Annotated in this window: 34 protein-coding genes and 5 pseudogenes; 8 read left to right on the forward strand and 31 right to left on the reverse strand. The window is 44.7% G+C overall.

What is annotated here, in order from left to right; all coding sequences use genetic code 11:
* Positions 1 to 384: 384 nt before the first annotated feature.
* The 22 genes from Q0V21_RS08180 to Q0V21_RS08285 form a co-directional block, all read right to left on the reverse strand.
* Positions 385 to 945, reverse strand: coding sequence for a tyrosine-type recombinase/integrase (locus Q0V21_RS08180; protein WP_301878331.1), 561 nt, complete (start codon positions 943 to 945; stop codon positions 385 to 387).
* Positions 946 to 962: 17 nt separating this feature from the next.
* On the reverse strand, positions 963 to 1,253 hold the full coding sequence (locus Q0V21_RS08185) for a hypothetical protein (protein ID WP_301878332.1): 291 nt from the start codon (positions 1,251 to 1,253) through the stop codon (positions 963 to 965).
* On the reverse strand, positions 1,240 to 1,419 hold the full coding sequence (locus Q0V21_RS08190; protein ID WP_301878333.1) for a DUF3797 domain-containing protein: 180 nt from the start codon (positions 1,417 to 1,419) through the stop codon (positions 1,240 to 1,242). Before Q0V21_RS08190 ends, Q0V21_RS08185 begins: the two co-directional genes overlap by 14 nt.
* Positions 1,420 to 1,491: 72 nt before the next feature.
* On the reverse strand, positions 1,492 to 1,713 hold the full coding sequence (locus Q0V21_RS08195; RefSeq protein WP_301878334.1) for a hypothetical protein: 222 nt from the start codon (positions 1,711 to 1,713) through the stop codon (positions 1,492 to 1,494).
* A 335-nt stretch (positions 1,714 to 2,048) separates the two neighbouring features.
* Positions 2,049 to 2,444: a hypothetical protein gene (locus Q0V21_RS08200; RefSeq protein WP_301878335.1), complete on the reverse strand. Its 396-nt coding sequence runs from the start codon at positions 2,442 to 2,444 to the stop codon at positions 2,049 to 2,051.
* A 22-nt stretch (positions 2,445 to 2,466) separates the two neighbouring features.
* On the reverse strand, positions 2,467 to 2,673 hold the full coding sequence (locus Q0V21_RS08205; RefSeq protein ID WP_301878336.1) for a hypothetical protein: 207 nt from the start codon (positions 2,671 to 2,673) through the stop codon (positions 2,467 to 2,469).
* Complete coding sequence (locus tag Q0V21_RS08210; RefSeq protein ID WP_301878337.1) at positions 2,670 to 2,858, reverse strand: hypothetical protein; 189 nt, start codon at positions 2,856 to 2,858, stop codon at positions 2,670 to 2,672. Before Q0V21_RS08210 ends, Q0V21_RS08205 begins: the two co-directional genes overlap by 4 nt.
* Positions 2,855 to 3,106, reverse strand: a complete 252-nt coding sequence (locus Q0V21_RS08215; RefSeq protein WP_301878338.1) for a hypothetical protein — start codon at positions 3,104 to 3,106, stop codon at positions 2,855 to 2,857. The genes Q0V21_RS08210 and Q0V21_RS08215 overlap by 4 nt, the downstream gene beginning before the upstream one ends.
* Positions 3,107 to 3,249: 143 nt before the next feature.
* Positions 3,250 to 3,684 carry a hypothetical protein gene (locus tag Q0V21_RS08220; RefSeq protein WP_301878339.1) on the reverse strand — a complete coding sequence of 145 codons (435 nt, stop codon included), beginning with the start codon at positions 3,682 to 3,684 and terminating at the stop codon, positions 3,250 to 3,252.
* Complete coding sequence (locus Q0V21_RS08225; RefSeq protein ID WP_301878340.1) at positions 3,656 to 4,036, reverse strand: hypothetical protein; 381 nt, start codon at positions 4,034 to 4,036, stop codon at positions 3,656 to 3,658. The genes Q0V21_RS08220 and Q0V21_RS08225 overlap by 29 nt, the downstream gene beginning before the upstream one ends.
* Positions 4,037 to 4,055: 19 nt before the next feature.
* The gene (gene dnaB / locus Q0V21_RS08230; protein ID WP_301878341.1) at positions 4,056 to 5,372 is read right to left on the reverse strand and encodes a replicative DNA helicase; all 1,317 of its coding nucleotides are present in this window, start codon (positions 5,370 to 5,372) and stop codon (positions 4,056 to 4,058) included.
* Positions 5,365 to 5,673 (reverse strand): replicative helicase loader/inhibitor, encoded by a 309-nt coding sequence (locus tag Q0V21_RS08235; protein WP_301878342.1) that lies wholly within the window; start codon positions 5,671 to 5,673, stop codon positions 5,365 to 5,367. The genes dnaB and Q0V21_RS08235 overlap by 8 nt, the downstream gene beginning before the upstream one ends.
* Positions 5,603 to 6,697, reverse strand: a complete 1,095-nt coding sequence (locus tag Q0V21_RS08240) for a replication protein (RefSeq protein WP_301878343.1) — start codon at positions 6,695 to 6,697, stop codon at positions 5,603 to 5,605. Before Q0V21_RS08240 ends, Q0V21_RS08235 begins: the two co-directional genes overlap by 71 nt.
* The gene (locus Q0V21_RS08245) at positions 6,698 to 7,024 is read right to left on the reverse strand and encodes a hypothetical protein (protein ID WP_301878344.1); all 327 of its coding nucleotides are present in this window, start codon (positions 7,022 to 7,024) and stop codon (positions 6,698 to 6,700) included.
* Positions 7,014 to 7,400: a hypothetical protein gene (locus Q0V21_RS08250; protein ID WP_301878345.1), complete on the reverse strand. Its 387-nt coding sequence runs from the start codon at positions 7,398 to 7,400 to the stop codon at positions 7,014 to 7,016. The genes Q0V21_RS08245 and Q0V21_RS08250 overlap by 11 nt, the downstream gene beginning before the upstream one ends.
* A 140-nt stretch (positions 7,401 to 7,540) precedes the next feature.
* Positions 7,541 to 7,756 (reverse strand): hypothetical protein, encoded by a 216-nt coding sequence (locus tag Q0V21_RS08255; RefSeq protein ID WP_301878346.1) that lies wholly within the window; start codon positions 7,754 to 7,756, stop codon positions 7,541 to 7,543.
* Positions 7,753 to 8,223 carry a helix-turn-helix domain-containing protein gene (locus tag Q0V21_RS08260; protein ID WP_301878347.1) on the reverse strand — a complete coding sequence of 157 codons (471 nt, stop codon included), beginning with the start codon at positions 8,221 to 8,223 and terminating at the stop codon, positions 7,753 to 7,755. The genes Q0V21_RS08255 and Q0V21_RS08260 overlap by 4 nt, the downstream gene beginning before the upstream one ends.
* Positions 8,220 to 8,501, reverse strand: coding sequence for a hypothetical protein (locus Q0V21_RS08265; protein WP_301878348.1), 282 nt, complete (start codon positions 8,499 to 8,501; stop codon positions 8,220 to 8,222). The genes Q0V21_RS08260 and Q0V21_RS08265 overlap by 4 nt, the downstream gene beginning before the upstream one ends.
* 102 nt (positions 8,502 to 8,603) lie before the next feature.
* The gene (locus Q0V21_RS08270; RefSeq protein ID WP_301878349.1) at positions 8,604 to 9,551 is read right to left on the reverse strand and encodes a hypothetical protein; all 948 of its coding nucleotides are present in this window, start codon (positions 9,549 to 9,551) and stop codon (positions 8,604 to 8,606) included.
* Between the two features lie 23 nt (positions 9,552 to 9,574).
* Positions 9,575 to 10,363: a phage antirepressor KilAC domain-containing protein gene (locus Q0V21_RS08275; RefSeq protein ID WP_301878350.1), complete on the reverse strand. Its 789-nt coding sequence runs from the start codon at positions 10,361 to 10,363 to the stop codon at positions 9,575 to 9,577.
* 35 nt (positions 10,364 to 10,398) lie between these two features.
* The gene (locus Q0V21_RS08280; protein WP_301878351.1) at positions 10,399 to 10,581 is read right to left on the reverse strand and encodes a helix-turn-helix domain-containing protein; all 183 of its coding nucleotides are present in this window, start codon (positions 10,579 to 10,581) and stop codon (positions 10,399 to 10,401) included.
* Between the two features lie 35 nt (positions 10,582 to 10,616).
* Positions 10,617 to 10,820, reverse strand: coding sequence for a helix-turn-helix domain-containing protein (locus Q0V21_RS08285; RefSeq protein ID WP_301878352.1), 204 nt, complete (start codon positions 10,818 to 10,820; stop codon positions 10,617 to 10,619).
* 244 nt (positions 10,821 to 11,064) lie between these two features.
* Here Q0V21_RS08285 and Q0V21_RS08290 point away from each other — a divergent pair, with 244 nt between their 5' ends.
* From Q0V21_RS08290 to Q0V21_RS08300, 3 genes are all read left to right on the forward strand, one after another.
* On the forward strand, positions 11,065 to 11,514 hold the full coding sequence (locus Q0V21_RS08290; RefSeq protein WP_301878353.1) for a helix-turn-helix domain-containing protein: 450 nt from the start codon (positions 11,065 to 11,067) through the stop codon (positions 11,512 to 11,514).
* 9 nt (positions 11,515 to 11,523) lie between these two features.
* Positions 11,524 to 11,928 carry an ImmA/IrrE family metallo-endopeptidase gene (locus Q0V21_RS08295; RefSeq protein WP_301878355.1) on the forward strand — a complete coding sequence of 135 codons (405 nt, stop codon included), beginning with the start codon at positions 11,524 to 11,526 and terminating at the stop codon, positions 11,926 to 11,928.
* 93 nt (positions 11,929 to 12,021) lie between these two features.
* Positions 12,022 to 13,242 carry a tyrosine-type recombinase/integrase gene (locus tag Q0V21_RS08300; RefSeq protein WP_301878356.1) on the forward strand — a complete coding sequence of 407 codons (1,221 nt, stop codon included), beginning with the start codon at positions 12,022 to 12,024 and terminating at the stop codon, positions 13,240 to 13,242.
* A gap of 92 nt (positions 13,243 to 13,334) precedes the next feature.
* Here the strand turns inward: Q0V21_RS08300 and cymR are convergent, their stop codons facing one another.
* Entirely contained in the window at positions 13,335 to 13,754 is a 420-nt protein-coding gene (cymR, locus tag Q0V21_RS08305) for a cysteine metabolism transcriptional regulator CymR (RefSeq protein WP_024633066.1), read from the reverse strand.
* Positions 13,755 to 14,084: 330 nt separating this feature from the next.
* Here cymR and mnmA point away from each other — a divergent pair, with 330 nt between their 5' ends.
* The gene (gene mnmA / locus Q0V21_RS08310) at positions 14,085 to 15,209 is read left to right on the forward strand and encodes a tRNA 2-thiouridine(34) synthase MnmA (RefSeq protein WP_301878357.1); all 1,125 of its coding nucleotides are present in this window, start codon (positions 14,085 to 14,087) and stop codon (positions 15,207 to 15,209) included.
* 140 nt (positions 15,210 to 15,349) lie between these two features.
* Here the strand turns inward: mnmA and crcB (Q0V21_RS08315) are convergent, their stop codons facing one another.
* The 3 genes and pseudogenes from crcB (Q0V21_RS08315) to Q0V21_RS08325 all read right to left on the reverse strand — a co-directional run.
* A complete protein-coding gene (gene crcB / locus Q0V21_RS08315; protein ID WP_301878359.1) occupies positions 15,350 to 15,709 on the reverse strand; it encodes a fluoride efflux transporter CrcB in 360 nt (119 codons plus the stop codon).
* Positions 15,706 to 16,107, reverse strand: a complete 402-nt coding sequence (crcB, locus tag Q0V21_RS08320) for a fluoride efflux transporter CrcB (RefSeq protein ID WP_301878360.1) — start codon at positions 16,105 to 16,107, stop codon at positions 15,706 to 15,708. Before crcB (Q0V21_RS08320) ends, crcB (Q0V21_RS08315) begins: the two co-directional genes overlap by 4 nt.
* A 28-nt stretch (positions 16,108 to 16,135) precedes the next feature.
* A pseudogene (locus Q0V21_RS08325) lies at positions 16,136 to 17,011 on the reverse strand (AAA family ATPase); the annotation flags it as partial.
* A 165-nt stretch (positions 17,012 to 17,176) separates the two neighbouring features.
* Between Q0V21_RS08325 and Q0V21_RS32980 the strand changes: the two are divergent.
* A pseudogene (locus tag Q0V21_RS32980) lies at positions 17,177 to 17,260 on the forward strand (helix-turn-helix domain-containing protein); the annotation flags it as partial.
* A gap of 113 nt (positions 17,261 to 17,373) precedes the next feature.
* On the opposite strand, the pseudogene Q0V21_RS08330 reads toward Q0V21_RS32980, so the two are convergent.
* Positions 17,374 to 17,568, reverse strand: a pseudogene (locus Q0V21_RS08330) (winged helix-turn-helix domain-containing protein); the annotation flags it as partial.
* 206 nt (positions 17,569 to 17,774) lie between these two features.
* Between Q0V21_RS08330 and Q0V21_RS08335 the strand changes: the two are divergent.
* Together Q0V21_RS08335 and Q0V21_RS08340 are read left to right on the forward strand one after the other, a co-directional pair.
* Entirely contained in the window at positions 17,775 to 18,005 is a 231-nt protein-coding gene (locus tag Q0V21_RS08335) for a hypothetical protein (RefSeq protein ID WP_079350686.1), read from the forward strand.
* A 40-nt stretch (positions 18,006 to 18,045) separates the two neighbouring features.
* Positions 18,046 to 18,807 (forward strand): annotated as a pseudogene (locus tag Q0V21_RS08340) (COG4705 family protein); the annotation flags it as partial.
* A gap of 885 nt (positions 18,808 to 19,692) precedes the next feature.
* Here Q0V21_RS08340 and Q0V21_RS08345 read toward each other — a convergent pair.
* From Q0V21_RS08345 to Q0V21_RS08355, 3 genes and pseudogenes are all read right to left on the reverse strand, one after another.
* Positions 19,693 to 19,864, reverse strand: a pseudogene (locus Q0V21_RS08345) (AAA family ATPase); the annotation flags it as partial.
* Positions 19,865 to 19,932: 68 nt separating this feature from the next.
* Complete coding sequence (locus Q0V21_RS08350) at positions 19,933 to 21,240, reverse strand: replication-associated recombination protein A (protein ID WP_079350687.1); 1,308 nt, start codon at positions 21,238 to 21,240, stop codon at positions 19,933 to 19,935.
* A gap of 54 nt (positions 21,241 to 21,294) precedes the next feature.
* Positions 21,295 to 22,173: a LysR family transcriptional regulator gene (locus tag Q0V21_RS08355; RefSeq protein WP_079350688.1), complete on the reverse strand. Its 879-nt coding sequence runs from the start codon at positions 22,171 to 22,173 to the stop codon at positions 21,295 to 21,297.
* 162 nt (positions 22,174 to 22,335) lie between these two features.
* On the opposite strand from Q0V21_RS08355, the gene Q0V21_RS08360 reads away from it, so the two are divergent.
* On the forward strand, positions 22,336 to 23,241 hold the full coding sequence (locus Q0V21_RS08360; RefSeq protein WP_367620510.1) for a DMT family transporter: 906 nt from the start codon (positions 22,336 to 22,338) through the stop codon (positions 23,239 to 23,241).
* Positions 23,242 to 23,380: 139 nt separating this feature from the next.
* On the opposite strand, the gene Q0V21_RS08365 is transcribed toward Q0V21_RS08360, so the two are convergent.
* Positions 23,381 to 25,567, reverse strand: coding sequence for a HelD family protein (locus Q0V21_RS08365; RefSeq protein WP_301878362.1), 2,187 nt, complete (start codon positions 25,565 to 25,567; stop codon positions 23,381 to 23,383).
* Positions 25,568 to 25,692: the final 125 nt, after the last annotated feature.

Genomic DNA, 25,692 nt, shown 5'->3' on the forward strand with positions numbered 1-25,692 from the left:
GCTAACTGAATTGTGCGAATATACATAGTTTATGCATAAACCCGAAAACCCGCGTCATTACTGGATTTTTCGATTTTACCGATTTTGATTATTTCCCGGCTTATTGCCCTCGATTGGGGCGTTTATTCATCGTTTATACAGCCATAATTGAGTCGGTTTTCTTAGAATCAGTCTAAATAGACAAACTTCTAATTGTTTTTCTTAATCAACCAACACAAAAATAACCCAAAATAGGGTCATTATTAACCATTTTCTGGATCAGGACTGAAACATAAATACAATAGTGTTTCACTCGGTTTAGAACTGGCATTCAGCGTCATTTCAGATTCAAAAGCCATTTCTGTAATATGAGTGCAACCAACGCCATATTGTGATGCACTAGAATTAACGGAGCATCATAATTGCCCTGTCCATCATGTCCTGAGTCAGCCCGATATAGTCCAACGTTTCCCTTGGATCGCTGTGCCCGAACATGTCCATTAGTAACGCAAGGTTCTCTGGATTCTGCATGTATAGGCGGTATGCCCATGTCTTCCGTAGCGTATGACAACCAATCTCTTTCAGGCCAAATTCCTTGGCTGCCTTATTCAAGAATCGGTATGCTGTCGTCCGGTCAATCGGTTGTTTCCGCATTCGGCTAACTGTCTTGACCTGGCGACTAGGGAACAGGAAATCCATATCCTGCATAGTGGAGATGTACTTGTCCAGATCCTGCCGGATACTCGGATGAATGATGAACCGTTTGGCATGTTTGTTTTTCTGTTCAACCAGGTTAACGTGTGATCCCTTTACATCAATAACCCTCAGTCTGCATAAGTCAGATACACGCAAACCGCTGTAGATGCCAATACAGAAGAACAAGTAATTACGTAAGCTGCGTATCCAAAAATAATCCTTCATGCCATCAATAACCCGTTCATCGCGGATCGGTTGGACTTTTTTCATGTCACCACCTCACTGAATTAACAGCGGCTGCGTGCTACCGCAAGAACCGGCTTACGATTGATTACTTGATGCTTGAGCGGAAGCGTGACCGGATTTCTCGGCAGCTGGAGAGGTTTGATCCTCTTCACATCGTGTTCGTTCAACTCCTGCGACTCCTGAACATATTCCCAAAGGCTTATCATTTCACGTATCGCCGCTCCAAGTCGCTTCATATGATCCCTTAAAGCATCTGCCGCGGCAGTAAGTGCAATTTTTAATGATTGCTTCAGTTCATTACTCACCGCATCGAACGTTTCATTCTCCTTCAACCTCGACACCGTCCTTTATGGTCACTTTCCAGCCGCATTTGCAACTTCGATGGAACAGATTTTCATCAATTTTGATTGTTCCTTCTCCGTTTCCTACATAGGTGTTACCACAATCAGGACAAGCCGTGTACTTATGCGCCAATTCAAGCGCTGTTGCAGCATCCATTTTGCTTTGTCCTCCTTTTTTTAGACACAAAAAAAGCCGCCATTAAAGGCGACTCTCTTCCATGTCCTAAATCTATTGAAATTTCTTGTACTCACTTATGAAATGATCCCAGCGGTCGTTGTCTACTTTCTTCCCTACTTCACCTTTTTCTTGATCTGGGAAGAAAACCACCCTATTCAAAGGATCGATCCTTGTCACCTTGCGAACATTCACAACTGATTCGTCAGAAATCACTACAAATCCCGGCGTGTTAAGTACACGTTCCATTTGTGCTTGTGCAAATTTTTCATTCATGCTGTCATCCTCCTAAGTACAATTGGAATACATCCCAATCATACCCACTCATGGACACGCTATCAATGGAGATTTTTCACTGTTCCAACGTTTTGACCTTGCCGGGAATCGAACCAGGCTTATACCAATAGGCCATAATATAAAGTAGCGGTGATCATAACCGCTTTTCCCCGCACACCGCACCCCTGACGATTCACGTCTAAGGATATAATCCCACAGCACGGTCGAGTCCTGCTGGGATAAGGGGTAGCAGGGACACCCGGGCAAAAGCCCTATGTCCCTACTATAATTTGCACTAACCGTCATATGATGGTCATGTTACAGTCAATTAACCGTCAATATTTCAAGGATTCTATTATGCCGCAATCTTTCAACGTATTCGCAATACATTTGATGCCTGCGCTTATCCGCCGATCAACTGTTTTTTCACTCATCGTGTTGCGATAGTTGATTACAGTTAGCTTCCATTTCCCGCCTTTGATGAACCGATGTTCAATAATTCGTCGGGCTTCATCATCCTTGATCGTGCGAATCGCCATGTCCACTACACTGATTTTTTCATTGTAGGCATCATATTTCTGTTGCTGCTCTGGAGTCAATACCCGCTTAGCTTCTAACACGCTTCGACTTGCCTTCCACTGGGGGTAATCCACACTGAGCATCTTGATTATAGCTCGTACATCCTCGTCATCGGCGCTTGGCAGCAGTTCCAATTGTTCAATGGCGTCCATATGATCCCCCTTTTGCACTTTATTACATATAATCATCAAGAGTCGCTTGGCCTTCTGTGACCACTTCCGAAGCATCTTGAATTAGCCCTTGATCCAACCATGCTTTTGGTGCGCTTGTCTTGTATTGCGGCCATATCGGTTCCCCAGCTCGGGAACGTGTAGGGTTCTGGCTTTCGGCTTTCTCCGTCCATGCCCATTGGGTACGTGCTGTTACCATATCGTTACTCAATACGGTTCCTCCTTCAATCGCCATCTTCCCTTAGCTTCATCACTCGTCATGTCTGCTGTGCGCATTGAAGCGTAGTGTTCCCCGTACCAAGTCACCCTTAAGTCATGGGGTTCATACTCACGACCTGTATTGGATATGACGATTTTCCCTTTCGCGCTTACTTTGGCTGCTTCAAGCAAGTTCATTCTCGTTCACCGTTCCCTTTGTCAGCCTTTTCCCTATCCGCTTCTTTTGCCATGGACAAAAGGATGGTCCGTCTAAAATCCATATAGTCCAAGTACGATTTGCGTATACCGCGATAAGTAAGAGATAGGGCCCAAACTTCTCCAGCAACCCACATTGTCGCGTAAACAAGTCCAGCCAATATCAAAAGTCCGCCTGCCAGCATCGATCCAATTAAAAAATATCGCATGGCCAGTTCCATAAATTCCATTCAAACACCCCTTTTCACAAAATCTGATCTTTCAAATCCCTTTAAAACATCACCAGCGCAAATCTATGGCACATTCACGCCGTTTTCAGGTGCGGTCTGGTGTGTTTACACCCCGAAACGCTCTATGCACCCTTTGCGTTCGTCTACGAGTCTGTTCCTGTATTAACCGTGTGTCTTAACTTCGCTCTATCGAAATGGTTTTGAAGATCCTCACGACTTCTCACAGTGTAGTGCCGTGCAGCTTGAGTTTTAATAACTGACCGCACCTCACGTTTTCCCTGGCTGAATTCATGCAGCAGTCCAAGCCGGATAACGATTTCATGTAGCACACGCCATTGTTCGTTCGCTTCCTTGGCACGGCGGCGCGTTCTTCTGTTCGCCTGATACTGACGCATGAGTTCTTCCGGTGCCACCTCTTCTGGACCAAGAAACTCGAATGCATGTGATAAATCCGTTGCTTCGCCATCACAAAATCCAACACAGGTTACCGTATTATCAAATTGAGCCTTGATATGCTTGACCAATTCATGAAGCTGGCTTGCTGCATCTTTAGGCGTCATTACCGTTGTGTCGTCCATACTCCCTGTCCTCGCTTTCCTTGAGCTGTTTACATAGCCCATCGTATTTTTCCATAGCGGGTATCCGGCGTGGATCGTCAGGGGCGAGGGCATCAATAAATGCTGCACCCTTTATCATCCGTTCCCGCAAACGTTCCTGATAATAGCTGACCAATTCACGAAATATCCGGTCGAAGTGATCCAATATTTCATCCTGAGTCTGAGCTATACAAGCCCGACTTTTCAGGCGGGTGAATGTGTGTTCGTCAATGTCGCCGTTTTTCAACGCATTTTCCAAATGGCTGATTAAAATGATCTGATACCGCATGATGAGTCTTACGTTGTTTTCAATCTCCAAATGATCTGCTGTCACATTCACACCGCCTTTCTGATCAGTTGTAATGTATCCGTGCTATATCTACAAACTTGCTGAAATTCTTCATGTACACCATTTCCGCGACCCCTGTTCCTGTATTCCGGCCCTTGGCAACGATGATTTCCACAATGTTTTTCTTCTCTGTCTCAGCGTTGTAATAATCATCCCGGTACAAGAAGTCAATTTCGTCCGCATCCTGTTCGATGGAACCAGACTCCCGAAGATCAGACATCATCGGACGCTTGTCCTGTCGCTGTTCTACGCCCCTACTGAGCTGGGACAGCACTTCGACCGGACAATCATTATCCCGCGCAATCTGCTTCAAGGAACGGCTGATATAGGCAATTTCCTGTTCACGGCTTGAGAACTTTTTGCCTGCGCTAATCAACTGCAGATAATCGATTTGAATATAAATGTCACCGTATTCCTTCTTGAGCTGCTTTGTCTTTGCGGCTATCTGCTGGATTGTAATTCCCGGCGTGTCGTCAATCACAATAGGCAAATTGCTCAGGACTGCCCTTGCATCTGTGTAGTCCTCCCAGCTCTTGGGGTCCAGTAGTCCGGTGCGTAACATAGTGCCGTCCAGGTTCGCTATATTTGCAATCAATCGTTCCCCTAATTTCTTACCTGGCATTTCAAGGCTGAATATCCCGGTGGTCACGCCATGCTTGGCAGCCGCTTTTGAGTTGTTAAGCATAAAGGCCGTTTTCCCGACACTGGGCCTAGCTGCCACAATGATTAAATCTTGTTTCTGTCGTCCGCCTGTTAGTCTGTTCAGATCTGAACCGCAAGTGGGCACGCCTGTAATCCCTTTGGATTTGCTTCGTAAGTCCAAATCGTCATCATGACCGTCCATGACATCACTGATTTTCACCATACCGCGTCCAGAAGGGGAACGTTCGGACAACTCTTCTGCTCCCGCTTTGATCCCTGCAATCACTTCTAGCGGATCGGAAGACGCTTCAAGCAATTGCCGCTGTTCATCCAGCATCCGCAAGCCCTGACGCTTTAATCCGGCATCTTGAACAAGTGCGATATACTCCCGTACATTCGACGTGGTCGGCACCGCTTCTGCCAGCTCTCCAAGATACGTCAACCCGATTACATCACCCGTTATCCCTTTGGCGTTCAAATGGGTGTACAAGGTGATTAAGTCAACGGCTTTCTGTTCTTCATGAAGGTCTACTATCGATTCAAAAATGGGTTGATGCTTTGCTGAAAAGTCGTCAATCGTCAGAATTTCAACTGCAAGTGCCGCAGTTTCCTGTGTCCGATCAAGTAAGATACAACCCAGAACCGCTTGTTCAGCTTGTGGGTTGAAATGGTTATCCATTCGGCTCACCGTCTTTCAGAAGTGGTACCGCGTTCTCTTCCCAAAACTCCATCAGTCTTAACCGTTCCTGCGTCTCTACCCGTAGAAGATTATTTGCTGCAGATGTATTTGCCCGGATATCAGCTATCGTTGGCGGCCATTTGGATGTCTTGATGTGATGTTTTAAGTTTTCCAGTGCTACAGATTGAGGTATGTCTGAAAGCATTTCTATCCACAAGTTAGCAATGTCATTATTCAGTTGTACCTGTGGGTAAGCTATAATAATCAGTGACATCAATGCGACTGTTTCCGTTTTGATCATGTCGTCCCTCCTGCATGAGTGAAAGTAACAAGTCTTTATTTTGACTGAATTTGTCTTTGGTCTGGTTGCTCCCTGTCGGAACGTTCGTCGCTTGAACTGGTGGTTCCGTGAAATCGGCATACCGTTCGTTCTTGGGATTTAAAAACGTGGACCCGTGCATGATGAAACTCTCTTCCGTCCTATTCATTTTGCAATGTGCAGCATAGTTCTCTGAACATTGAACCAAAAGTGATGCATCAACCTTCGCCTTAATTGCTTTTTCCCACATGTTTAAGGCTGCCTTTTTCGCTGTCTTTTTTGGGTAGGTTGACCAGAAGGTATCGAAGTCCAAAACACACATATCTTTTATATCTTTTAAAGATTTTAAATCTTTACTGTCTTTAGAGAGCCCGGAAGCCGCGTCCTGTAAGGGCTCAAGGGGTGTTACGATTACTTTTTCAGTAACTTTGACCTGTTTTTGATCATCCCCACAAAGTTCCCGTTTTGGTAACTTCGAATCCTCATTAAAGTTACCGTTTTGGTAACTCTGAACAAGTGATTTACCTTCGTGTTCCGGTTCCTGTTTCGGTAACTCTGAGTTCCCGTTTTGGTAACTTTCTTCATGTGCTTCATCTACCTGTCCAGTTCCTGTTTTGGTAACTTCCGTTTCGGGTTTCGACTGGCTCAGATTTAGATGAAGCAATTCATTAAAACGGCTTTTATCCCATCCTCGGTTTGGAGTGACTTGCCAAGCATCGTAATTCTCGTTGAAGCTGTATTCACTGCCTTTCCGGCTGATTACCTTACATGTCTCTAGGTGCTTCAACTCTTGTCCTATATGTCCAGTCCCAACACCGCATAAGGCGAAATCCTTTTGCATCGGGATAACTGCAATCTGTTGATTACAGCCGTAAGACAAGCGCCAGATAAGGAGCAAAATATCCTTCTGGCGCTTAGAGAAATCCCGACGAATGACCTCATCCCAAATCTCGTTGGCAATTGCTATAAATCCTTTTCTCCTGCGAGAGTCGGTCACACGTCTCACCTACTCTTCCTTTATTTCAAATTGATCTTGCGTTCCGAATGCAGCCGCCAACAAAGCCCGCATAGCATCGCCCTTTGGCTGCTTCGTGTCACACATACGGCGAAGATACTGGGAGACAAATTCATATAACTCGCTTCGATCCAAATATTCCAAACGTGTAAGCATAGTAGCTTGAAACCCACTGCTCCATATGTCGTATGACCACCATTGAAAACCCATGTGATGGTACATCCCTTCAAACTCAGAATCCGATTTGTATTGAGAAATATAACTGATAAGATCATTACTGACCGATTCAACGTCAACGATGGTTTCCTTAGATTCCAAGACTCTCACCCTCCCAATCATATTGAGCTGAAATGACTTCGAACCCCTCAATACGAACCGGCTTGCTATACCAGGTATGGGTGGCTTCCGAATCGCTGGGCCACGCCATGATAGAAGCAATTTCACTTGATGAATCGTACATAGGCGCCACTTTAATGTTCGTCCCTTCTACCTGTGGCAACCCACGGATAGCATCACAAACCAAGCCCAATACATATGTCCATACATCTACTTTATTTTTTAACGTTCCACGTTCGCTGATATATACATGAAAGTTGTTCAGTACCGGATAAAGGCCCTTTGTTTGAATGCTTTCAGCCAGTTCTTGAACCTTTGTTTCGCGGCTCAATCTTGCAAAAGGAACAGCCGTTTTCATATTGTTCACCCCTCTAATTTTGGGGCAGCCCTTGCGCTTTTCAAAAATATGATGATATAATGTGCGCGAAGGGATACCCCTTTGATTTAGGTTGCCTTAATAACCCCGCCAAGAGTTAGATTAAGGCTCACCATGAATGACTATCTAAGATGACTAACAGAAGCTGTGTACGCCGATGTAATGGCTGACATGGCTTCTTTTTCGCGCACATCAACAATGGTCAGCACTTTCGTAATGTCTTTGTTCATCTGATCTTTGGTATAATTTTCATCAGTACTCACAAGATAGATGATATCCAACAACTCTTTCTTCATTTCCCAATACGCCATCAGTTCAGTGTGTTGCCCTTCCGTCATACCGCCCTACCTCCCACAAATATATTGTCGTTACCTTTCAAAAACGGGCTGAGATTAATAGCTTCATACTCATGCAGATCGCGGAACAATCCTTTAATTTCCTTAGAAATATCCTCCCGGCTGAATAAGTCATCAGCTTCTACATTTTGAATCAATTCAGCTACTCTTAACTTAATTTGAATGAGTTGGGATAAGTCATTAAAATCAACTGATTTTATATGCAACCGGGCACGGTATACATCATTAGCCAGTCCGGAATAGATGTGTCTGCAATTGCTTTCGTAGCACTGGCAGAGACTTACAAATTCATCTACGGCTGCATGATTGGCATCATCCTCAAGTTCGCTAATCCTGCTTGTAGCAATCCCTGTTTTACGGGCCACGTCCTCCAGAGAATACCCGAAGTTCTCCCGCGCTTCTCTCAATGTCAACTTTTGAGCGATAGAGATTCCGTCAGCTCCCTTCATTGCAGCACCTCCGGTTGTCCTTGTGTCTCAGGGAAAATGTTGGCGCGATAATCATCATTCGCTAGGCAAAGAGCATCACGAAGTCTATCCACATCAGATGCACGTTTCAGCCATCTAGCAGCACTTGCAGGGTTATCACCTTTCTGGGTTTGAGCCATGCCTTTTAATTGAGACTGAACAGACAATTCCGCAAGAGAATCGAATATGTCAAGCATGTCGCAAAAATCAAGAGTTCGAAGAACGGCTATTAGTGCAATTTCGTTTGGTGATAATTTCATATTACTTAGCTCCTTTAGATTGTTTTTGGATGTTACGTACAATGATGGAGTGCTGCATGGGGTGACTGAACCAGATACGAGCAAGTTCCGGCAACGTCATAGTTACTTCACCACCCTAAGATTAGGCTTGTTTGGTACCATATCAACAATGTCCCCGTACTCATCAAGTTTAGATGTGAATGTCTGGATCGGTTTGCCTGTAATCTCTTCCAAAATCCCAAACGTATCAATCATGTCTTTGCCAGTTTCCTTTTTGTGCTTGTCCATCATTGAAAACATGTGATGCATGAAAATATCCATCAAATAGCAATCACGTTCATGCTCAATTTTTTCTATGAAGACGATTTCCTTGAACGCTTCGTAATCGATTTTCTCAGGGATTCTGGAGTATACTTCCTTGAACGTTTCGCGTCTGCTACCATCCCACCACTTTAGGCTTTTATCAATAGTGATTACCTGTAACAGTTCATCTCTTGTGATCGTGGAATTTTTGAAAATAGCTTCAACCTGTATCATGAAATCGGTCTTGTTACCAGTCAAAGGTTCATCTAAAATTTTCTTAAACTGCTTCCAAAAGTCGAGAGTCTGCCAGATCAATAAACCAGCTTCTGCAGATGGATTTTCTTTAATATGTTCTTTCGCATCTTTTCCAATTGACTTGATTTCGTCCAGCAAAACACGCCCTTCATCTTTCAAAGAACTAAATTTAGTTAGAACCTTGATACGGCGTCTTCCGTAAATTCTCAATGCAGCAAAAACATTGGTCGCCTTATAAGACGGAAGCGCTAGCATGGAGTTGATATAATTTGAGAATTCGCGTTCATCCTCACTACCTTCGCCATAATATTCCACCATTTCACGTTTAAAGATTTCGACATCTTCTTTGGAAACTTGCCGTGCCCAGTACCCACCAGCAACACGTCCAATTTTGATGTTATAATCTAACAATTCAAGATCCAGTTTGTTTCTTTCAAGAGGGAAATGCTCAAGAAATTTATTTGCCTTAATCACCCATGCGTTCATTTGTTGTTGGATTTCAGCTCTTTTCATATTGTTCATCCTCTCAGTGTGGGTTAGATTCCCTGTTCTTTTTTCAACCGATCAGCAACATACACTTGACCCTTGACAGTCACATATGGTGTTCGCCATGTGAACGGTTCGCCGCTCGGTTTCTGCTTTACGCCTGTAACAATTTCGAACAACTCCTGTTCAATTGCCCTTTGCGTTGGTTCTGTTCCGGTTTTACTAATCAGCTTCCATTCCCTCAACTTGTCGTAAAGCCTGTTCTGTCCAATCTTGATACCATGACTACTAAGAGAATGTGCCAGGTCACGGACTTTAATTGAATCATTTGACTGCATGCACATTTCAGCAAAGGTAACTAGCGGTTTCTGTTTCTCGTTCTCCGCTCTAGCGACTTTCAATTGAGTAGCAAGTGAAATGATTGTATCTGGATCAGCCAACACTTCTTCGATTTTTGCAGGGGTCAGATAACCACCATGCTTTTGCACGGAAGGGAGCATTTCCTCATACAAGAAATCTTGGAATGGAATTGCCTTTGGTTGTCCAGACTGACCCAGCACCCGATTCAATGACAAGTTGGATATGAACTTCTCACCTGCATTATTTAAGGTTCGGACATTCCGTTTCAGAAGGTCTGAATTTTTAACCTGATAAATATGGCTTTCTTTACAGAACTTCAACACATGACTTGTTGCTCTGTCTCCTTGATATTCAAGTCCGTTAGCGACATCCTTTGCAGAGATAATAAAATCCCCTACAAAATCAAAGTCCACATCCCCCGGCATCAGGATCGTGATTGATACTTGTCCTTCAAATAACGCCATTTGATTTTGAGTCATTCGTTTTCACTCTCCTTTCCAGTTCGTTTTTTTGTTCATTCAGGAAACAATTCCCTTTCATACTCGATCAGCCAATCTCTTTTAATTCTCCAGCCACGTCCTTGTTTATAGGCTTTTAACTGGCCTTTCTTGATGCGATTAATCACGGTGTATTTGCTGACTTTCAGATAATTAGCAGCGTCGATCACATCAAGGGTCGGTCCTAAATCAGCTACCATCTTCCCTCACCACCTTTGCTGTAAGAAATAGTTCTTTAGGTGTTTTTCAGCAAGTCATCTACAGAACAGTTCAAAGCACCAGCGATTTTAATTAATGTATCTGCTGTGGGTCCTTTCTCTTTCTGTTCGAGACTGTATAGAACTGTTTGAGAGACTCCGCTTTCTTTGCTCAGCCTGTATAATGACCATTTCTTTAAAGCAAGCAATTTGTCCACGTTATTTTTCACAGCCAATCCCATTCACTCACCCCCTCTGAATGCAACCGTATAATTTACTACCGTATAAGGTAGTATTGCTTTCGAATTCGATATTACTACCTTATACGGTATGTCGTAAAGTGTCGTATTAACCCATTTCGGTAACAAAATCCACTAATATCTCGATCATGCTTTGATAAGCTTGACTTATATCCTAATTGCGTAGTAGTATTACCTTAAACGGTTATAACCGAATTTGGATATACATATTTAGGGGGATAAGGTCGTGAGTATCGCTGAAACAGTGTCTAAACTTATGGAGTCTGAGGGTTTGTCAAAGTATAAATTGGCAAAAGAATCTGGTGTGCCTTACACAACTTTGATTAAGATACTTGATGGCACCACAAAGAATCCTCAAATAGAATCCCTGCAAAGCATAGCTAAGTATTTCAATGTAGATGTTGATGATTTAATCGATTCTGGGTCAAGTAATGAAGCTAAGGTAGAAAAACCTGAATTGCCTAATTGGGCAACTAAAAAAGATATTGCTGACTTCAAACAGATGCTGGAAGAAGATCAACCGGTTATGTTTGACGGCGTACCAATAGAAGGCGAGAAGCGTCAAAGAGTTATGGACATCCTTTCTGGACTCTTTTGGGAAGCTAAAGAGCTTAATAAACAAACATATGGTACGAAGAAGAAAGCAAAAGAAGAAGAAAAAAACAGCCAGGAGTAGGTGACTGTTTTGGATGAGATTATTCATAAACTTGTGAAGAGATTTAAGTCGAACGACCCCTTTGTTATCGCAGAGGGTTTAAATATAAGGGTTAAATACGTCGCTTTCGAGGAAGGCACACGAGGACTTTACTACAGAAAACTGAGAAGGCGATTTATTGTAATTGATTCTAACTTATCAGAAGAATGGAAAAGAGTAGTTTGTGCCCATGAGCTTGCTCATGATCGGTTACATCCTGGCCTCAGTAGATTCTGGATAGATCAACACACATTTTTCAATACAGGTAAATTTGAGCGACAAGCCAATGCCTTTGCTGTGAAACTACTCACCTGTTTGGTCGCTCCTGAAATTGATGAATCCAACGAATCTTATTTGTTACGCTGCGGTATTCCTAAGCAGCTCCATCATATTTGAAGTATACTTTGCAATCCCCAGTCGCAAGGCTGTTTAAATATATCCAAAAAAGGAACATACGTTCCTTAATAACCAAACGAAAGGAGAATTACTTTGAAAAAGAAAAGCAAGATAACCAAACCTTTACCGCCTAATGTGAGAGAACGAGATGGAAAATTCACGTATCGTTATCGTGTGCCGACTACAATAATTGTTGATGGGATTGAAAAGAAAAGTAGTAAACAGAAGGAATCACCTAGATTCGAAACCATCCAAGAAGCTGTTGATTTTGGAATCTTAATTGGAGCAAAGAAGATAAAGAAGAAACTCAACCATACTGAGGTCCTGACAGTCAGTGCGTGGAGCAAATCATGGATTAAGGCTTATATCTTAGAAAGAGAACCAGCTAAAAACACCGTTCGAAGCCGGGAGTACGGTTTGAGTGTTGTTTTAGAGGAGTTTGGGGGTTTTGCTCTCAATGAGGTATCTTCGAGTATGTATCAGGATTTTCTCTATGAATTAAAAGGAAAGGGTATGAGTCGAAGCACTATCACAACCCATCACACTGCTGCATCCCTAATGTTTAAGCATGCGTTAAGAACGGAACTAATTAAAGTAGATCCGACTGCAAATGCTGTCATTCCTAAGGAGAGAAAACCAGCTCGAAAAGTTGGCGAAAAAAGACAAGTCCTCCCCAAATTTCTTGAGAAGGACGAACTTAAAGCTTTTCTTCAAATGGGAAGGTTCATGCTCACCACAAACCAATGGGCGCTCTTCGTTATATTGTCTTATACAGGTTTGCGGATCAGTGAGGCGGCAGGTCTTCAGTGGGAAGATATTGATATGGAGAACAGGACTATAGACATAAATAAGCAAATTTTCGGATCAAGTATTCTGGATTACTCGTTTATCCCCCCGAAAAATGAACAAAGTGAACGTGTGGTGAGTTTCGGGGATACAGCAGCTAAAGCATTCGAATTATTAAAGGAATGGCAGACCGAAGAACGCGCATCTGCCAAGAAATTTAATCCTAAGGATAACTTTGTTTTCTGGAGTTGTTATTTTCCCGGATATCCAATTCAGGTAACTGTGATCGGTAAATTTATGAGGAGAGTTCTCAAACCAGCTAATCTGCCAACAAATCTCACGCCGCATAGTTTACGTCATACCCATGTGTCTCTTCTTGCGTCTAACCCCCGTGTTGGTCTTCCAGAAATTCAGGCACGGATCGGACACAAAAGTAATTCCAAAGTTACAGAGCTAATTTATCTCCACGTCACAAAGAATCGACAAATCAAAATTGCTGATGACTTTGAATGGGCCATCAATAATTAAAAATTGTGGGTAAAATGTGGGTAACTCCATTTAAAATAAACCTCGAAAACCCTTGCTGTATAAGGCTTTTCAGCCAATAATACAAATCAGCATTAAATATAAAACATGTAGCTATCTTTTTGTTCCTGATTTTGGAATGTAATCAGATCCTTCAGCGTTGTTGAATCCAGTACTTCTGCAATGCTATCACGGATGCGCAACCACAAGTCGCGCTTCGCCGGATCATCTTCCTCCGTGAAATCCACTGGAGAGATTGGACCTTCCAGTACACGAATAACATCCCCTGCCGTTACGGTAGCCGGATCGCCTGCCAGAATATAACCGCCGTAGGCGCCACGGATACTTTTGACCAATCCTGCATTACGCAGGGGAGCGATCAATTGCTCCAGATAATGCTCCGAGAGCTGATTGCGCTCGGCAATACTTTTCAAAGATGTAGGGCCTTCGCCTGTTCTGGCTGCCAGCTCCATCATGATTGTGAGCCCATAACGGCCCTTTGTAGATATTTTCAAAGGAGTCACCTCTTTCAATTTTCGAAAAAACAAGTTGTGAAACATAAATTACAGGCTGTGGCCCAAGCCTGTCTTTCCAGGATTCCAGGATCCGCCACAGGGGGATATTAAAAATACAGGCCTAGTCCCTCTAATCCTCCGTATTCCGATCATAACCCTCAGCTAATGTTAACATATCTGCTTGCTTTATGGAAAAGAAAGATTGACGAAATTCAGAAAATGTACGCCTGTGGTGGACACTATCCAAAATTGGCCGGGTGTATCGTAACTTGAGTCCGGTTATGCTAGAATAGAAACGAAACACATTTATATAGAGAAATGGTGATAACGATGTCCAAAACAATTGAAAATACACGGGTCGTCGTTGGCATGTCCGGAGGTGTCGATTCTTCCGTCACCGCACTGCTGTTGAAGGAGCAGGGTTACGATGTCATCGGCATTTTCATGAAAAACTGGGATGACACGGACGAGTTCGGCCACTGTACCGCTGAAGAGGATTCAGAGGACGTACGCCGGGTTTGCGAACAGATCGGCATTCCTTACTACACTGTCAACTTCGAGAAAGAGTACTTTGATAAAGTATTTTCCTATTTCCTTGATGAATATAAGTCGGGTCGGACTCCGAATCCGGATGTCATGTGTAATCGCGAGATTAAATTCGGCGAATTCCTGAACAAAGCACTGGATCTCGGCGCTGATTATGTGGCTACAGGCCACTATGCTCGCCTCATTGAAGAAGATGGAACGTTCAAACTGCTGCGCGGTGTCGACAGTAACAAAGATCAAACGTACTTCCTCAATGCACTGAATCAGAACCAGCTGTCCAAAGCCATGTTCCCGATTGGTCATCTTCCGAAACCGGAAGTGCGCAAGATTGCAGAAGCGGCTGGCCTGTACACCGCGAAGAAAAAAGATAGCACAGGTGTCTGCTTCATCGGCGAGCGCAACTTCAAAGAGTTCCTGAGCAACTATCTTCCTGCCAAAGGCGGAGACATGGTTGATATTGCAACCGGAGAAGTGAAGGGCCGTCATGACGGTCTGATGTACTATACGCTTGGACAGCGTCAAGGTCTCGGCATTGGCGGTTCCGGTAATGGTGAGCCCTGGTTCGTGGCAGACAAGGATTTGGAGAAAAATCAGCTGCTTGTTGTTCAAGGCGATGCACATGCAAGTCTGTACTCAACTGGTCTCACTGCAACGGGTGTAAACTGGATCGCAGGTTCAGCGCATATGCCAAACGTACCCTTCCGTTGTACCGCCAAATTCCGCTATCGTCAGCCGGATCAGGGTGTAACCCTGACATGGCAGGATGATGGCAGCGTGGATGTACAATTTGACCAACAGCAAAAAGCGATTACGCCTGGTCAAGCTGTTGTGTTTTATGATGGAGATGTGTGTCTCGGCGGTGGAACGATTGATCAGGTTCAAAAAGTGCCTGTACCAGCGCTGCAATAGATTCAATAATAGAAATGAACCCATCCCATATGCATTTTGCACAATACCCTGTATTCCTATAACAAAAGCCATCTTTCATGTATACCATGACGGATGGCTTTTTTCCTTCTTTTTCCTGCAAAAAAAATAATTTTTTTCACTTATGCAGCCAACCACACGCCTGCAAAAGAAGCCGCAACCCCCAGCAGTACCGAACTGATGACGTATACAACTGCTCTTGAGTAACGTTCCTGCCCCAGCAGACCGAGGGTCTCATATCCAAATGTAGAGAATGTGGTATACGCTCCGCAAAATCCAGTCCCCCCTATCACCCAGATTCCGTCCGAAATCGAGGCTGACTGATGCCAGCCATAGAGCAATCCAAGTAACAATGAACCACTGATATTAATGACCCATGTCCCCCATGGGAAGGCCGTTCCGAGCGAACCGGATATCCATCTACCCAAACTATAGCGGAGCACTGCTCCCAGCATCCCTGCAAGACCAATCCAGATGATCATGGTGCAACACCATCCTGCGTTGGTTTACCCAACATTCGCTGTCCAAGCTTCATTCCCAATGCACACAGCAATAACCCTGCAAGTAAACTCACAACGAGGTATACAACAGCCTTCACCCACATTCCTTCCTCAGATAAACGGACAATATCCAACGTAAACGTGGAGAATGTGGTGAATGCGCCCGTAAACCCCGCCCCAATCGCTAGACGAAGTTGAGGCGTTATTTTGCCTGGAACAGCTATGGTGAAGAACCAACCCAAAAACAGACTCCCGATGGCATTAATCAGCAGCACTGCCCAAGGGAAGCCTTCATTTGTTACTGGCACCCATAATTGAATCCCATATCGGCAAAACGTACCTATAATGCCACCGATTCCAATATAGAAAATTTCTTTCATCGTTCAAGCCTCTCCCGGTTCATCGATCTTACAGCTCTCTGCGCCGCTGCTGGTTTAGACGAATCTTGGATTCATTGCCTTGTTCCGTTGCTTCATAAAATACACGACGCGAAAGCTGCTTCGGTAAATATTCCTGCTTCACATAATGGCCCGGATAATTATGCGGGTATTGATAGCCCTCATGTCCAAGCTTTACTGCACCGGAATAATGAGTAACCCTCAGATGAAGAGGGACCTCAGCAGATTTCACCTCATCAATGGCATTCATCGCTTTTGAAATCGCAGTGTACACCGCATTGGACTTCGGACTTTCAACAGCAAACAGGATCGCTTGGGCTATGTTCAGCTTGGCTTCAGGCCAACCATTATTGCGATAAGCATCCAGCGCCCCGATGGCCTGGGTCATCGCTTGCGGATTCGCAAGTCCAATATCTTCACTGCTCGCTGCAATCAGACGACGTATAAACGTCATCGGGTCCATGCCCAGCTTTTCTACCGCATACAAAAACCAGAACGGTGCCGCATCACTGGAACCCCGAATGCTTTTTTGAAATGCCGATAATACATCATATTGTGTCGATTCATCCGCCTTCACAATCGGACGACGAATAGACTCTTCAGCTACATCAAGCGTAATGTGAATCGAACCGTCCTTCTCTGGCGGTGTAGTTAGTGCAGCAAGTTCCAATGCGTTCAGCGCACGCCGAATATCGCCATTGCTCGTCGCAATATGCTCTAATGCCTCGTCGTCAGCCTGCAGGTCCCTGAATCCCAAACCTTTATCCGCATCTGCCAGTGCCCGGCGCATCGCAATCAGGGAATGTTCTTTGTTCATAGACTCCAGCTGAAACAGCGTGGAACGGCTCATCAAGGCCCCGTTTACATAATGAAAGGGATTCTCTGTCTTATATATAGGATTTGGTGAAAATTAATATCTCCTAGATTTAAATTAATGACGGATTGTAATATGAAGTGCGACACCTACTGAAAATAAATAAAAAAGGACCCATGGCCGGATTCGTGTAGAATGAAGGTTCCTTACACCATATTCACACAAGGAGAATCCACCATAAGCTACACACATCTTAGCATAATTGAGCGCAGCAAGCTAGAAATCCTCCATCGGCAAGGTCAAAGTTCAAGAGCCATCGCATAAGAATTAGGAAGACGGGTAAGCATGCTTGTTCCCTCCTATGGACACAACAAATTAGCGCGGCAATTTATTTTAAAGCCAGTTCCGGCCAGGATCTTTGCTAAGACTCGACCTTAATTTTGCTGACATGAAATATCCTTGCCGGGAACATACAGCTTATTCCGTAAATACCGGATGTACACATCGACCACATTCCTTTCCACCAGCGAATCGTAGCCCCATACCAAGTCGAGCAGCATATCTCTCGTTTGGACAAGGTTTGGATGCTTCATAAACACGGCCAACAGGGCGAATTCACGCTTGATCAGTAATTTTATCCAACGCTTACTGCGTAGCTTCGGTTGAGATGGGTCACTTTCACAGAAAATTCTCATTTTCAGCTGTTACACTAATGGACAAAACCGAATCAACATGGACAGTATGAGCAGCTGATGCGGTGGTTTCTATGACGATAAAGGAGGATGGGAAATTGGAACAGTAGACGCATAATCAGGAGGGCTTGATCCAGCCGCCCATGAGCCCGGGAAGACGGAAGTTAAACAAAGTCTCGCAAGTCACCATCTTTTTTGGGATCATTAAAATCTTGGCAACGACCGTTGGGGAGACGGCAGCGGACCTGCTGAACCAAAACCTCAATCTTGGCCTGACCGTAACGACGCTGCTGATGACGGTGCTTTTGATCGGGGCTATGGCAACCAGTGTGGGAGAAACAACGCAGACTTCCTTATTAGTAAATGAAATATAATAAAGTTGTGGGAAACCACTTTAAAGAAAGGAAATTATATATGCAAGAAAACCAAAATAAAATGATAATTTTACTTAACAAAGTGCCACAAGTGACGATTTTCTTTTGGATCATCAAAATTTTATGTACCACTGTTGGTGAAACATTTGCTGACTTCATCAATTTCAACATTGGGCTTGGTTTAACTCTTACTACCATTATTATGGGAGTTGCGTTTTTTATTGCATTGTTTTTTCAACTTAAAGCAAACAAGTATGTTCCAGCCATTTACTGGGTAACAGTTGTTCTTATAAGTGTATTTGGAACACTGGTAACGGATAATTTGACAGATAATATGAGCGTACCACTTGAGGTTAATACAGCTGTTTTCTCGGTGCTACTAGGACTCACTTTTCTATTTTGGTATCTTAGTGAAAAAACACTATCGATCCACTCGATTTTTACTAAAAAAAGAGAAGTTTTCTACTGGCTTACGATCCTTTTCACCTTTGCACTTGGAACTGCAGTCGGCGATTTATATTCAGAACAACTTGGTTTTGGTTATCTTAACACAGGAATAGGCGTTGTTATTATTATTGCTCTTGTGTTCTTAGCTTATAAATTTTTGAAACTTGACGGGGTATTAGCTTTCTGGATTGCATATATTTTAACTCGTCCTCTTGGAGCGTCACTTGGAGATTACCTATCTCAACCAAAAGTAAATGGCGGATTAGGACTCGGGACAACCGTTACGAGTGTCATTTTTCTTATCGCTATTTTAGCGATCATCGTTTTCCTTTCCGTTTCAAAAATGGATACAAATGCTAAAAGTGATAAAGCGGAAACAAATCAAAGTAATGCAAATAAGAAACATGTGCTAACACAAACGATTGGTGTACTCGTAATTTTCTTAGTTGTTGGTATAGGCGGTTATAACTGGCTCAGTAATTATATTGCATCACAAGGTGCTGCTGAGCAAGCTACGTTAGGAGGTGAATTAAACGATTTTGTTAAAATTGAAAATGATATGCTAAACGCTGTAAATAAAAACGACTTTGCTACAGCAAAAAAAGGGGCAGATGAATTAGAACATCAATGGGATACACAAGAACCTAAGCTTCGAAAAATTGATGGCACTACATGGACGAAAATTGATGGAACAATTGATGTTGTATTAGCAGCAGGTCGTTCATCGAATCCTGATGTAAACAAGTGCAAAACAGCACTTAACAATTCACTTAGTACCCTAAACGCAGCAAATAAATAATAATCTTAGGAATCGCCAACCGCGATTCCTTTTAAAATGGAACTTTTTATTAAACTAAACTCCGTTAAGAATATTCCTTCACAACATCGATAAATTAACATACTTCATTTGCTAAAATATAAAAAAAATGCGTTTTGATAAAAGGGTTATGGTTCAACTGACTCTCAAGGAGTTTGGGAGTCAACTGGCCTAATAGGACAAGTAGCCCATCCAGAAAAGATTGTGACTAATTATGATAGTAGCGGTAAGCCAATGGATGTTAAACGCCTGTTCGGTGCACATCTCTCATCAAGTGAAATGGAGAAAGTTATGGATAATGTAGATAAACTGGGTGTAGCTACAGCAAGGCACCTTTTTTTACTATTCAGCGTTTAACCCTTTCCCAAGATCGTTTGAACCTTTACTAGATTATTTACCTTCTCTTTTCCCCTGGATTTTGGTCCCTTTGCGGACGTCTCCCCAAGCCCTGTCCAAAGCTGTATAGGCCGTGTTTGACTTAGGAGTTACACCAAGAGACAGAGAGTGATATACGGGCTTCTGGGAGACCCAAACGCTCTGCCGATTCGATTGCACTACATGTAATATTACCTACGTTCGGATCAGCACAACGTACCCAAGATCCCACCGATTCCAATATAGAAAATTTCTTTCATCGTTCAAGCCTCTCCCGGTTCATCGATCTTAAAGCTCTCTGCGCCGCTGCTGGTTTAGACGAATCTTGGATTCATTGCCTTGTTCCGTTGCTTCATAAAATACACGACGCGAAAGCTGCTTCGGTAAGTATTCCTGCTTCACGTAATGGCCCGGATAATTGTGCGGGTATTGATAGCCCTCATGTCCAAGCTTCACTGCACCCGAATAATGGGTATCCCGCAGATGAAGAGGGACCTCAGCAGATTTCACCTCATCAATGGCATTCATCGCTTTTGAGATCGCAGTGTACACCGCATTGGACTTCGGACTTTCAACAGCAAACAGGATCGCTTGGGCAATGTTCAGCTTGGCTTCAGGCCAGCCATTATTGCGATAAGCATCCAGCGCCCCGATGGCCTGGGTCATCGCTTGCGGATTCGCAAGTCCAATATCTTCACTGCTCGCTGCAATCAGACGACGTATAAACGTCATCGGGTCCATACCCAACTTTTCTACTGCATACAAAAACCAGAACAGAGCCGCATCACTGGAACCCCGAATGCTTTTATGAAATGCTGACAATACATCATATTGTGTCGATTCATCTGCCTTCACAATCGGACGACGTATAGATTCTTCCGCTACATCGAGCGTGATGTGAATGGAGCCGTCCTTCTCTGGCGGTGTAGTCAGGGCAGCCAGTTCCAACGCGTTTAGCGCACGCCGAATATCGCCATTCGCCATCGTCGCAATATGCTCCAATGCCTCGTCGTCAGCCTGCAGATCCATGAATCCCAAACCTTTATCCGCATCTGCCAGTGCCCGGCGCATCGCAATCAGGGAATGCTCTTTGTTCAAAGACTCCAGCTGAAACAGCGTAGAACGGCTCATCAAGGCCCCATTCACATAATGAAAGGGATTCTCTGTCGTAGCGCCGATAAAAATGATCGTGCCCTTCTCTACTGCAGGCAGCAATGCATCCTGACGTGAACTATTAAAGCGGTGTACCTCATCCAGGAACAAAATGGTTTTTGATCCGTACAACTGCTTGTTCGTCTGTGCCTGCTCAATGACTTCACGTACATCTTTAACCGAGGCATCCACCGCATTCAGACGAACGAACTGTCCCTGCGTATGCTGGGAAATAATATGTGCGAGGGTCGTCTTGCCACATCCCGGAGGACCGTAAAGCAAAATGGACGAGATCTGATCGGCTTCAATAGCGCGCCGAAGCAGTTTACCCGGTCCAATAATGTGCTCTTGCCCAATATATTCATCAAGCCGCTCTGGCCGCATGCGGTCAGCGAGCAGTCTTGCTTGAGGTTCTGAATCCTGCTGAAACGAAAATAAATCCATTGCTCATCACTTCCTTAACGGATTTCCTTTACTTGACCCTTATCAAAATCCTGATTAATCTCTATTCTCTATCATATCATACTCCCGCGGCAGCATACCCATAAAAGCGCCAAGCGCACTGCTGACAAAGGCATCCTTGCGCGTAATAAAATGAGTCATCATCCGATTCATGCCTGCGGGGAGAGTGTGCTTTCGCAGTGATCCACTTTCGATCTGGTGCCGAATGACGATCTCAGGTAACACTGAAATTCCCATGCCGGAGGTAACCCCGCTAATAATCGCTTCAAGGGTTCCAAATTCCATAATGATCGGACGGGTTACGCCACTAACCGATAACCATTCCTCCAAAACCTGACGATATGAACAACCCATACTGTAGACCAGAATCGGTTTACTGGTGAGCTCTTCGTCTTCCGGTCCCATACCGGAGGAGACCACATATAATTCTTCATCAAATACGGGAGTAGACGCAATATCGGGGTGATCACAGGAACAACCGATAAAAGCCCCTTCCAATTCATACCCAATAACCTGATCCATAAGCACTTGGGAGTTCCCCGTAGTCAATGATAAGGAGACCGCCGGATGCAGTTTATAATATTTTGCAAAAAGCTCAGGCAACCGAACCGCTGCAGCAGTCTGCGTGGAGCCGATGCGCAGCGGGCCAGCTGGCACACTTGTAGAGCTGAGCGCTTTTCCAGCCTCATCAAGCAGGCCGATAATTTTATCTGCATATGTCAGCAGCATCTCACCTGCTGGAGATAACGTCATTCCCCGATTATGACGAATAAACAGCAGTGTCCCTACTTCAGATTCCAGATGTCGTATCCTTGCTGTGACATTGGACTGCACGTAACCGAGGCGCTCCGCAGCTCGGGTCAGATTTCCTTCTTGTGCCACACATTGAAATATCCTTAAATCGCCGCTCTCCATTGAATGAGCCTCCCAACGATCACCTTTTTTAGACAGACATCATTTAAAATGATACCCAATCCATTAACAATCATTATACAGTATAACAACTCCGAGCTACAATCGGGGTATATCAGAACACAGCAACTTACTTTCGCTGAGTTCACTTAAGGAGTGTTAAGGATGATGAAGCCTCTAAAATATACGTTCCTGATCATCGTAACCACTCTCATCATGGGAACCTCGTTTCCTGTAGGCAAAATCGGTATGATGTATGCTCCTCCCTTTTTGTTAATGGGACTTCGCTATATATTGGCAGGAGCATTACTCGCCTGGATCATCAGAAAACGACCCATGCCTGTGGGGTGGAAACAATGGATGCAAATCGGCGTAATCGGTCTGTTCCAGTCGGCGGGCGTGATGGGCTGTGCCTACTACAGCATGAACTGGATCAGTTCGGGAGAGTCCGCCATTATCACGTTCACAAATCCCTTGCTTGTCATCATCCTGAGTGCTGCATTATACGGTGTGTCCTATCGTTTTAGCCAATGGACCGGTGTAATTCTCGGATTTGTCGGAGTGGCGTTGACCTTTGGAATGCATCTCAGCTTGAATCCTGGGACAGGGATTGGGTTTGGTGGTGCTATATCCTTTGCTGTATCCACGTTGCTTATTAAGCGCTGGGGAGCTGCTCATGATACATTTGTGCTTACCGCTTATCAAATGCTTGCTGGAGGCGCCGTACTGCTCTTACTGAGCGTTTTTACAGAGCAGCCCCATTTTATCGTGAATACAACGTCTATCGTTGTCCTGGTATGGCTGACGATTTTCTGTTCCATCATTCAGTTCACACTTTGGTTTTATTTGCTGCAAAACACAGATCCAGCCAAAACCAGTTCCTTTCTTTTTCTGGCACCGCTGTTTGGACTGTTGTCGAGCTTTGTCTTGCTGGAAGAGCATGTCGGCTGGATCGTCGGTGCAGGTGGAGTAATGATCTGTCTGGGCATTTTTCTGGTTAACCGTCATCCCAACAGGCATAATTCAACCTTGGATAAACCGGGTTTGAACCAACGAACACCTGCAAGTTAACCGCAGGATAATATCAACTACCTGATTGCAAATATACTTTCGTGAATAACACACCTCTGCTGAGAACGTACAAAAGAGCATGGTGCTTGAACAGCGCCATGCTCTTTCCATATGAATACGATGTTCAACAAACAAGAATTCACTCTGACTCGCTGTCAGGCCAACCCTGAATGGCAACGGACTCACCTTCTGAATTGTGAGTTGCAGCAGCATAGTCAGGCAATGGGCCATCGTTGAACAACCACAGTTCGTGCAATGCCCGTGTACAGCCAACGTATAACAACTTCGCATCACCCGCATTGGGCAAATAGTGTTTCTCATCCGCGTCCGCTACGATAACGGCATCAAACTCCAACCCTTTTGACAAATAGACAGGTAAAACGGAGTGTCCGCCTGTGTACTGTTTTTTGCCGCCGTCAATCAAGTTCAGCTCCCAGCCTGCTGCCTGGAGTTCATGATGAAGCTCCTTTGCCTCATGCAGGGTACGGGTCAGAATGGAGACGGTGCGATAGTCTTTGACCGTTAACAGCTTCAAAGCCTGTTCGAGGCTTGCTGTACGTCCTTTTTTCCCATAGGACAATGTCCGTACAGGATCACCACTCCGGAATACAGGAATCGCCGTAATCCCGCTCTTGACGCCCCGCTCCAGAATCGTATTGGCATAATCTATAATTTCCATTGTCGAGCGATAACTCCGGGTCAATGCAAAATATGCATTCTGTTCCTCGGGGAACAGCGAACTCATCTCGTCCCACGCATGAACACCACGGTACTCATGAATACCTTGGGACAGATCGCCCAGTATGGTGAAGGAATGTCCTTTGACGAACTGATCCAATAATGCCACATGAAAAGGAGAAAAGTCTTGCGCTTCATCAATGACGATGTGATCGAACCGCTCTGAACTTTCAATATCATGAACCAAGGTATGAATGTACACCAATGCAGGCAAATCCTCTTCACGGATAATATCCTGCTTCAGATCTGCTGCCGTTTGCTTCATCACCAATTTGGGGATAAGAGCGCTCAGCGAGGCAGGTACCGAGCCACCTTTAACGACCTTGAACAGCTGTTTGTACAGCGTAAGCGGTTCATATTGAGGCCATTTTTTGGCGTAGGCTTTCTCACGGGTTGCCGCTTTCTTTTTACGCTCTTTGCGAACGGCTTCCGGCGAAGGCTTCTTGAGCTCCATCTCAATCCAGCGGTGAATACGCGCCATGACCCGCTCTTTCCGTTTCGCCAGCGGATAATGTTTGTACTCTTCCCCGAACCAGTTCTCAATCTCGGCTTTACGGAGCACCGCACCATCCCATGGACTGAAGTCCATATCGGGTACGGACTCCTCTTCCATCCCGGACAGCCACTCGCGAATTAATTCCATGAAGCGGATCGAGCCTTTGTACCGCCCAGGCACATCATCATTGAGTTCAGGACGTGCATCCGGGGTTTCAAACCAGGTGTTCAATGTCTCCGACGTATCCGCCAAAGGCTGGTCCAGTCCCAGCAGGTTCATTGCCCAATCCGGGAATGTACGCTGCTGAATGTCCCCTACACCGAGCTCTGGAAGTACATCTGATATGTAATCCAGGAACATGTGGTTGGGTGCAAAAATAACCATCTTCTCCGCAGATACCTGCTCCTTGTATTGATACAGCAGGAAGGCAAGTCGATGCAGGGCCACGGTTGTTTTTCCAGAACCGGCCACACCCTGAATGATCAATGCGGTGTTTCTTGCCGCACGAATAATCTGATCCTGCTCTGCCTGAATGGTAGATACGATATCGCGGAGCTTGTTGTCCTTGTTCTCTCCCAGTCGATACACGAGGAATTCATCCGATACGGCTGGCTGGTCGCTGTCCCGATTGTACGTATCTGCCACCCGTTCCAAGATACGCTGCCGAATGACCACGTTTCGTTTTAGATAAACCAAGCCCTCAATGAGTCCCTCCGGGGCTTCATACGTTGCGGAGGCTTCCCCTCCAGTAAATGAGTAAAACAGGCTTGCGACAGGAGCACGCCAATCGATGACGAGCGGATGCTCTCCCACCTCTTCGCGGTCTACGCCGATTTTGCCAATATACAGCGGTTTCCGTGCACCACTGCCCTGTTCTTCGAAATCCAAGCGTCCGAAATAGGGTTGCTGCGCGCTCTTGGACAAGGCGGTGCGGCGCTCTTCGCGTCCGGCTTCCAGCACTTGTTCTGTGAAGTCGTGGCCGGTGTACACCGGAATATTGTGCAGCCGTTCCAGCTGACTGTCCACTTCCTTCATCGTTCGCTCTAACCTGTACTCTTCTTCTTGATAGGCACTTTGAAAGCTGTCTGACATGTTTCAGTTACCTCCTAAGAATATGTTTGTTCTGCATAGCCAATCACTGACGACACAAAAGGATACCCACTATATCATATTGATGTACAAAAAGCTACAGTAACCCGGATAGCAAAATGAAAGAA

Source organism: Paenibacillus sp. 11B (assembly GCF_030487755.1).
In the GTDB taxonomy this organism is placed as follows: domain Bacteria; phylum Bacillota; class Bacilli; order Paenibacillales; family Paenibacillaceae; genus Paenibacillus; species Paenibacillus vandeheii.

Excerpts from the sequence above, each read along its gene's own strand:
- Q0V21_RS08180 (WP_301878331.1), bottom strand. The coding sequence starts at position 945 with ATGAAAAAAGTCCAACCGATCCGCGATGAACGGGTTATTGATGGCATG.
- Q0V21_RS08190 (WP_301878333.1), bottom strand. The coding sequence starts at position 1,419 with ATGGATGCTGCAACAGCGCTTGAATTGGCGCATAAGTACACGGCTTGT.
- Q0V21_RS08195 (WP_301878334.1), bottom strand. The coding sequence starts at position 1,713 with ATGAATGAAAAATTTGCACAAGCACAAATGGAACGTGTACTTAACACG.
- Q0V21_RS08200 (WP_301878335.1), bottom strand. The coding sequence starts at position 2,444 with ATGGACGCCATTGAACAATTGGAACTGCTGCCAAGCGCCGATGACGAG.
- Q0V21_RS08210 (WP_301878337.1), bottom strand. The coding sequence starts at position 2,858 with ATGAACTTGCTTGAAGCAGCCAAAGTAAGCGCGAAAGGGAAAATCGTC.
- Q0V21_RS08215 (WP_301878338.1), bottom strand. The coding sequence starts at position 3,106 with ATGGAATTTATGGAACTGGCCATGCGATATTTTTTAATTGGATCGATG.
- Q0V21_RS08220 (WP_301878339.1), bottom strand. The coding sequence starts at position 3,684 with ATGGACGACACAACGGTAATGACGCCTAAAGATGCAGCAAGCCAGCTT.
- dnaB (WP_301878341.1), bottom strand. The coding sequence starts at position 5,372 with ATGGATAACCATTTCAACCCACAAGCTGAACAAGCGGTTCTGGGTTGT.
- Q0V21_RS08235 (WP_301878342.1), bottom strand. The coding sequence starts at position 5,673 with ATGATCAAAACGGAAACAGTCGCATTGATGTCACTGATTATTATAGCT.
- Q0V21_RS08250 (WP_301878345.1), bottom strand. The coding sequence starts at position 7,400 with ATGAAAACGGCTGTTCCTTTTGCAAGATTGAGCCGCGAAACAAAGGTT.
- Q0V21_RS08255 (WP_301878346.1), bottom strand. The coding sequence starts at position 7,756 with ATGACGGAAGGGCAACACACTGAACTGATGGCGTATTGGGAAATGAAG.
- Q0V21_RS08260 (WP_301878347.1), bottom strand. The coding sequence starts at position 8,223 with ATGAAGGGAGCTGACGGAATCTCTATCGCTCAAAAGTTGACATTGAGA.
- Q0V21_RS08265 (WP_301878348.1), bottom strand. The coding sequence starts at position 8,501 with ATGAAATTATCACCAAACGAAATTGCACTAATAGCCGTTCTTCGAACT.
- Q0V21_RS08270 (WP_301878349.1), bottom strand. The coding sequence starts at position 9,551 with ATGAAAAGAGCTGAAATCCAACAACAAATGAACGCATGGGTGATTAAG.
- Q0V21_RS08275 (WP_301878350.1), bottom strand. The coding sequence starts at position 10,363 with ATGACTCAAAATCAAATGGCGTTATTTGAAGGACAAGTATCAATCACG.
- Q0V21_RS08280 (WP_301878351.1), bottom strand. The coding sequence starts at position 10,581 with ATGGTAGCTGATTTAGGACCGACCCTTGATGTGATCGACGCTGCTAAT.
- Q0V21_RS08285 (WP_301878352.1), bottom strand. The coding sequence starts at position 10,820 with ATGGGATTGGCTGTGAAAAATAACGTGGACAAATTGCTTGCTTTAAAG.
- mnmA (WP_301878357.1), top strand. The coding sequence starts at position 14,085 with ATGTCCAAAACAATTGAAAATACACGGGTCGTCGTTGGCATGTCCGGA.
- crcB (WP_301878359.1), bottom strand. The coding sequence starts at position 15,709 with ATGATCATCTGGATTGGTCTTGCAGGGATGCTGGGAGCAGTGCTCCGC.
- crcB (WP_301878360.1), bottom strand. The coding sequence starts at position 16,107 with ATGAAAGAAATTTTCTATATTGGAATCGGTGGCATTATAGGTACGTTT.
- Q0V21_RS08335 (WP_079350686.1), top strand. The coding sequence starts at position 17,775 with ATGAGCCCGGGAAGACGGAAGTTAAACAAAGTCTCGCAAGTCACCATC.
- Q0V21_RS08350 (WP_079350687.1), bottom strand. The coding sequence starts at position 21,240 with ATGGATTTATTTTCGTTTCAGCAGGATTCAGAACCTCAAGCAAGACTG.
- Q0V21_RS08355 (WP_079350688.1), bottom strand. The coding sequence starts at position 22,173 with ATGGAGAGCGGCGATTTAAGGATATTTCAATGTGTGGCACAAGAAGGA.
- Q0V21_RS08360 (WP_367620510.1), top strand. The coding sequence starts at position 22,336 with ATGATGAAGCCTCTAAAATATACGTTCCTGATCATCGTAACCACTCTC.
- Q0V21_RS08365 (WP_301878362.1), bottom strand. The coding sequence starts at position 25,567 with ATGTCAGACAGCTTTCAAAGTGCCTATCAAGAAGAAGAGTACAGGTTA.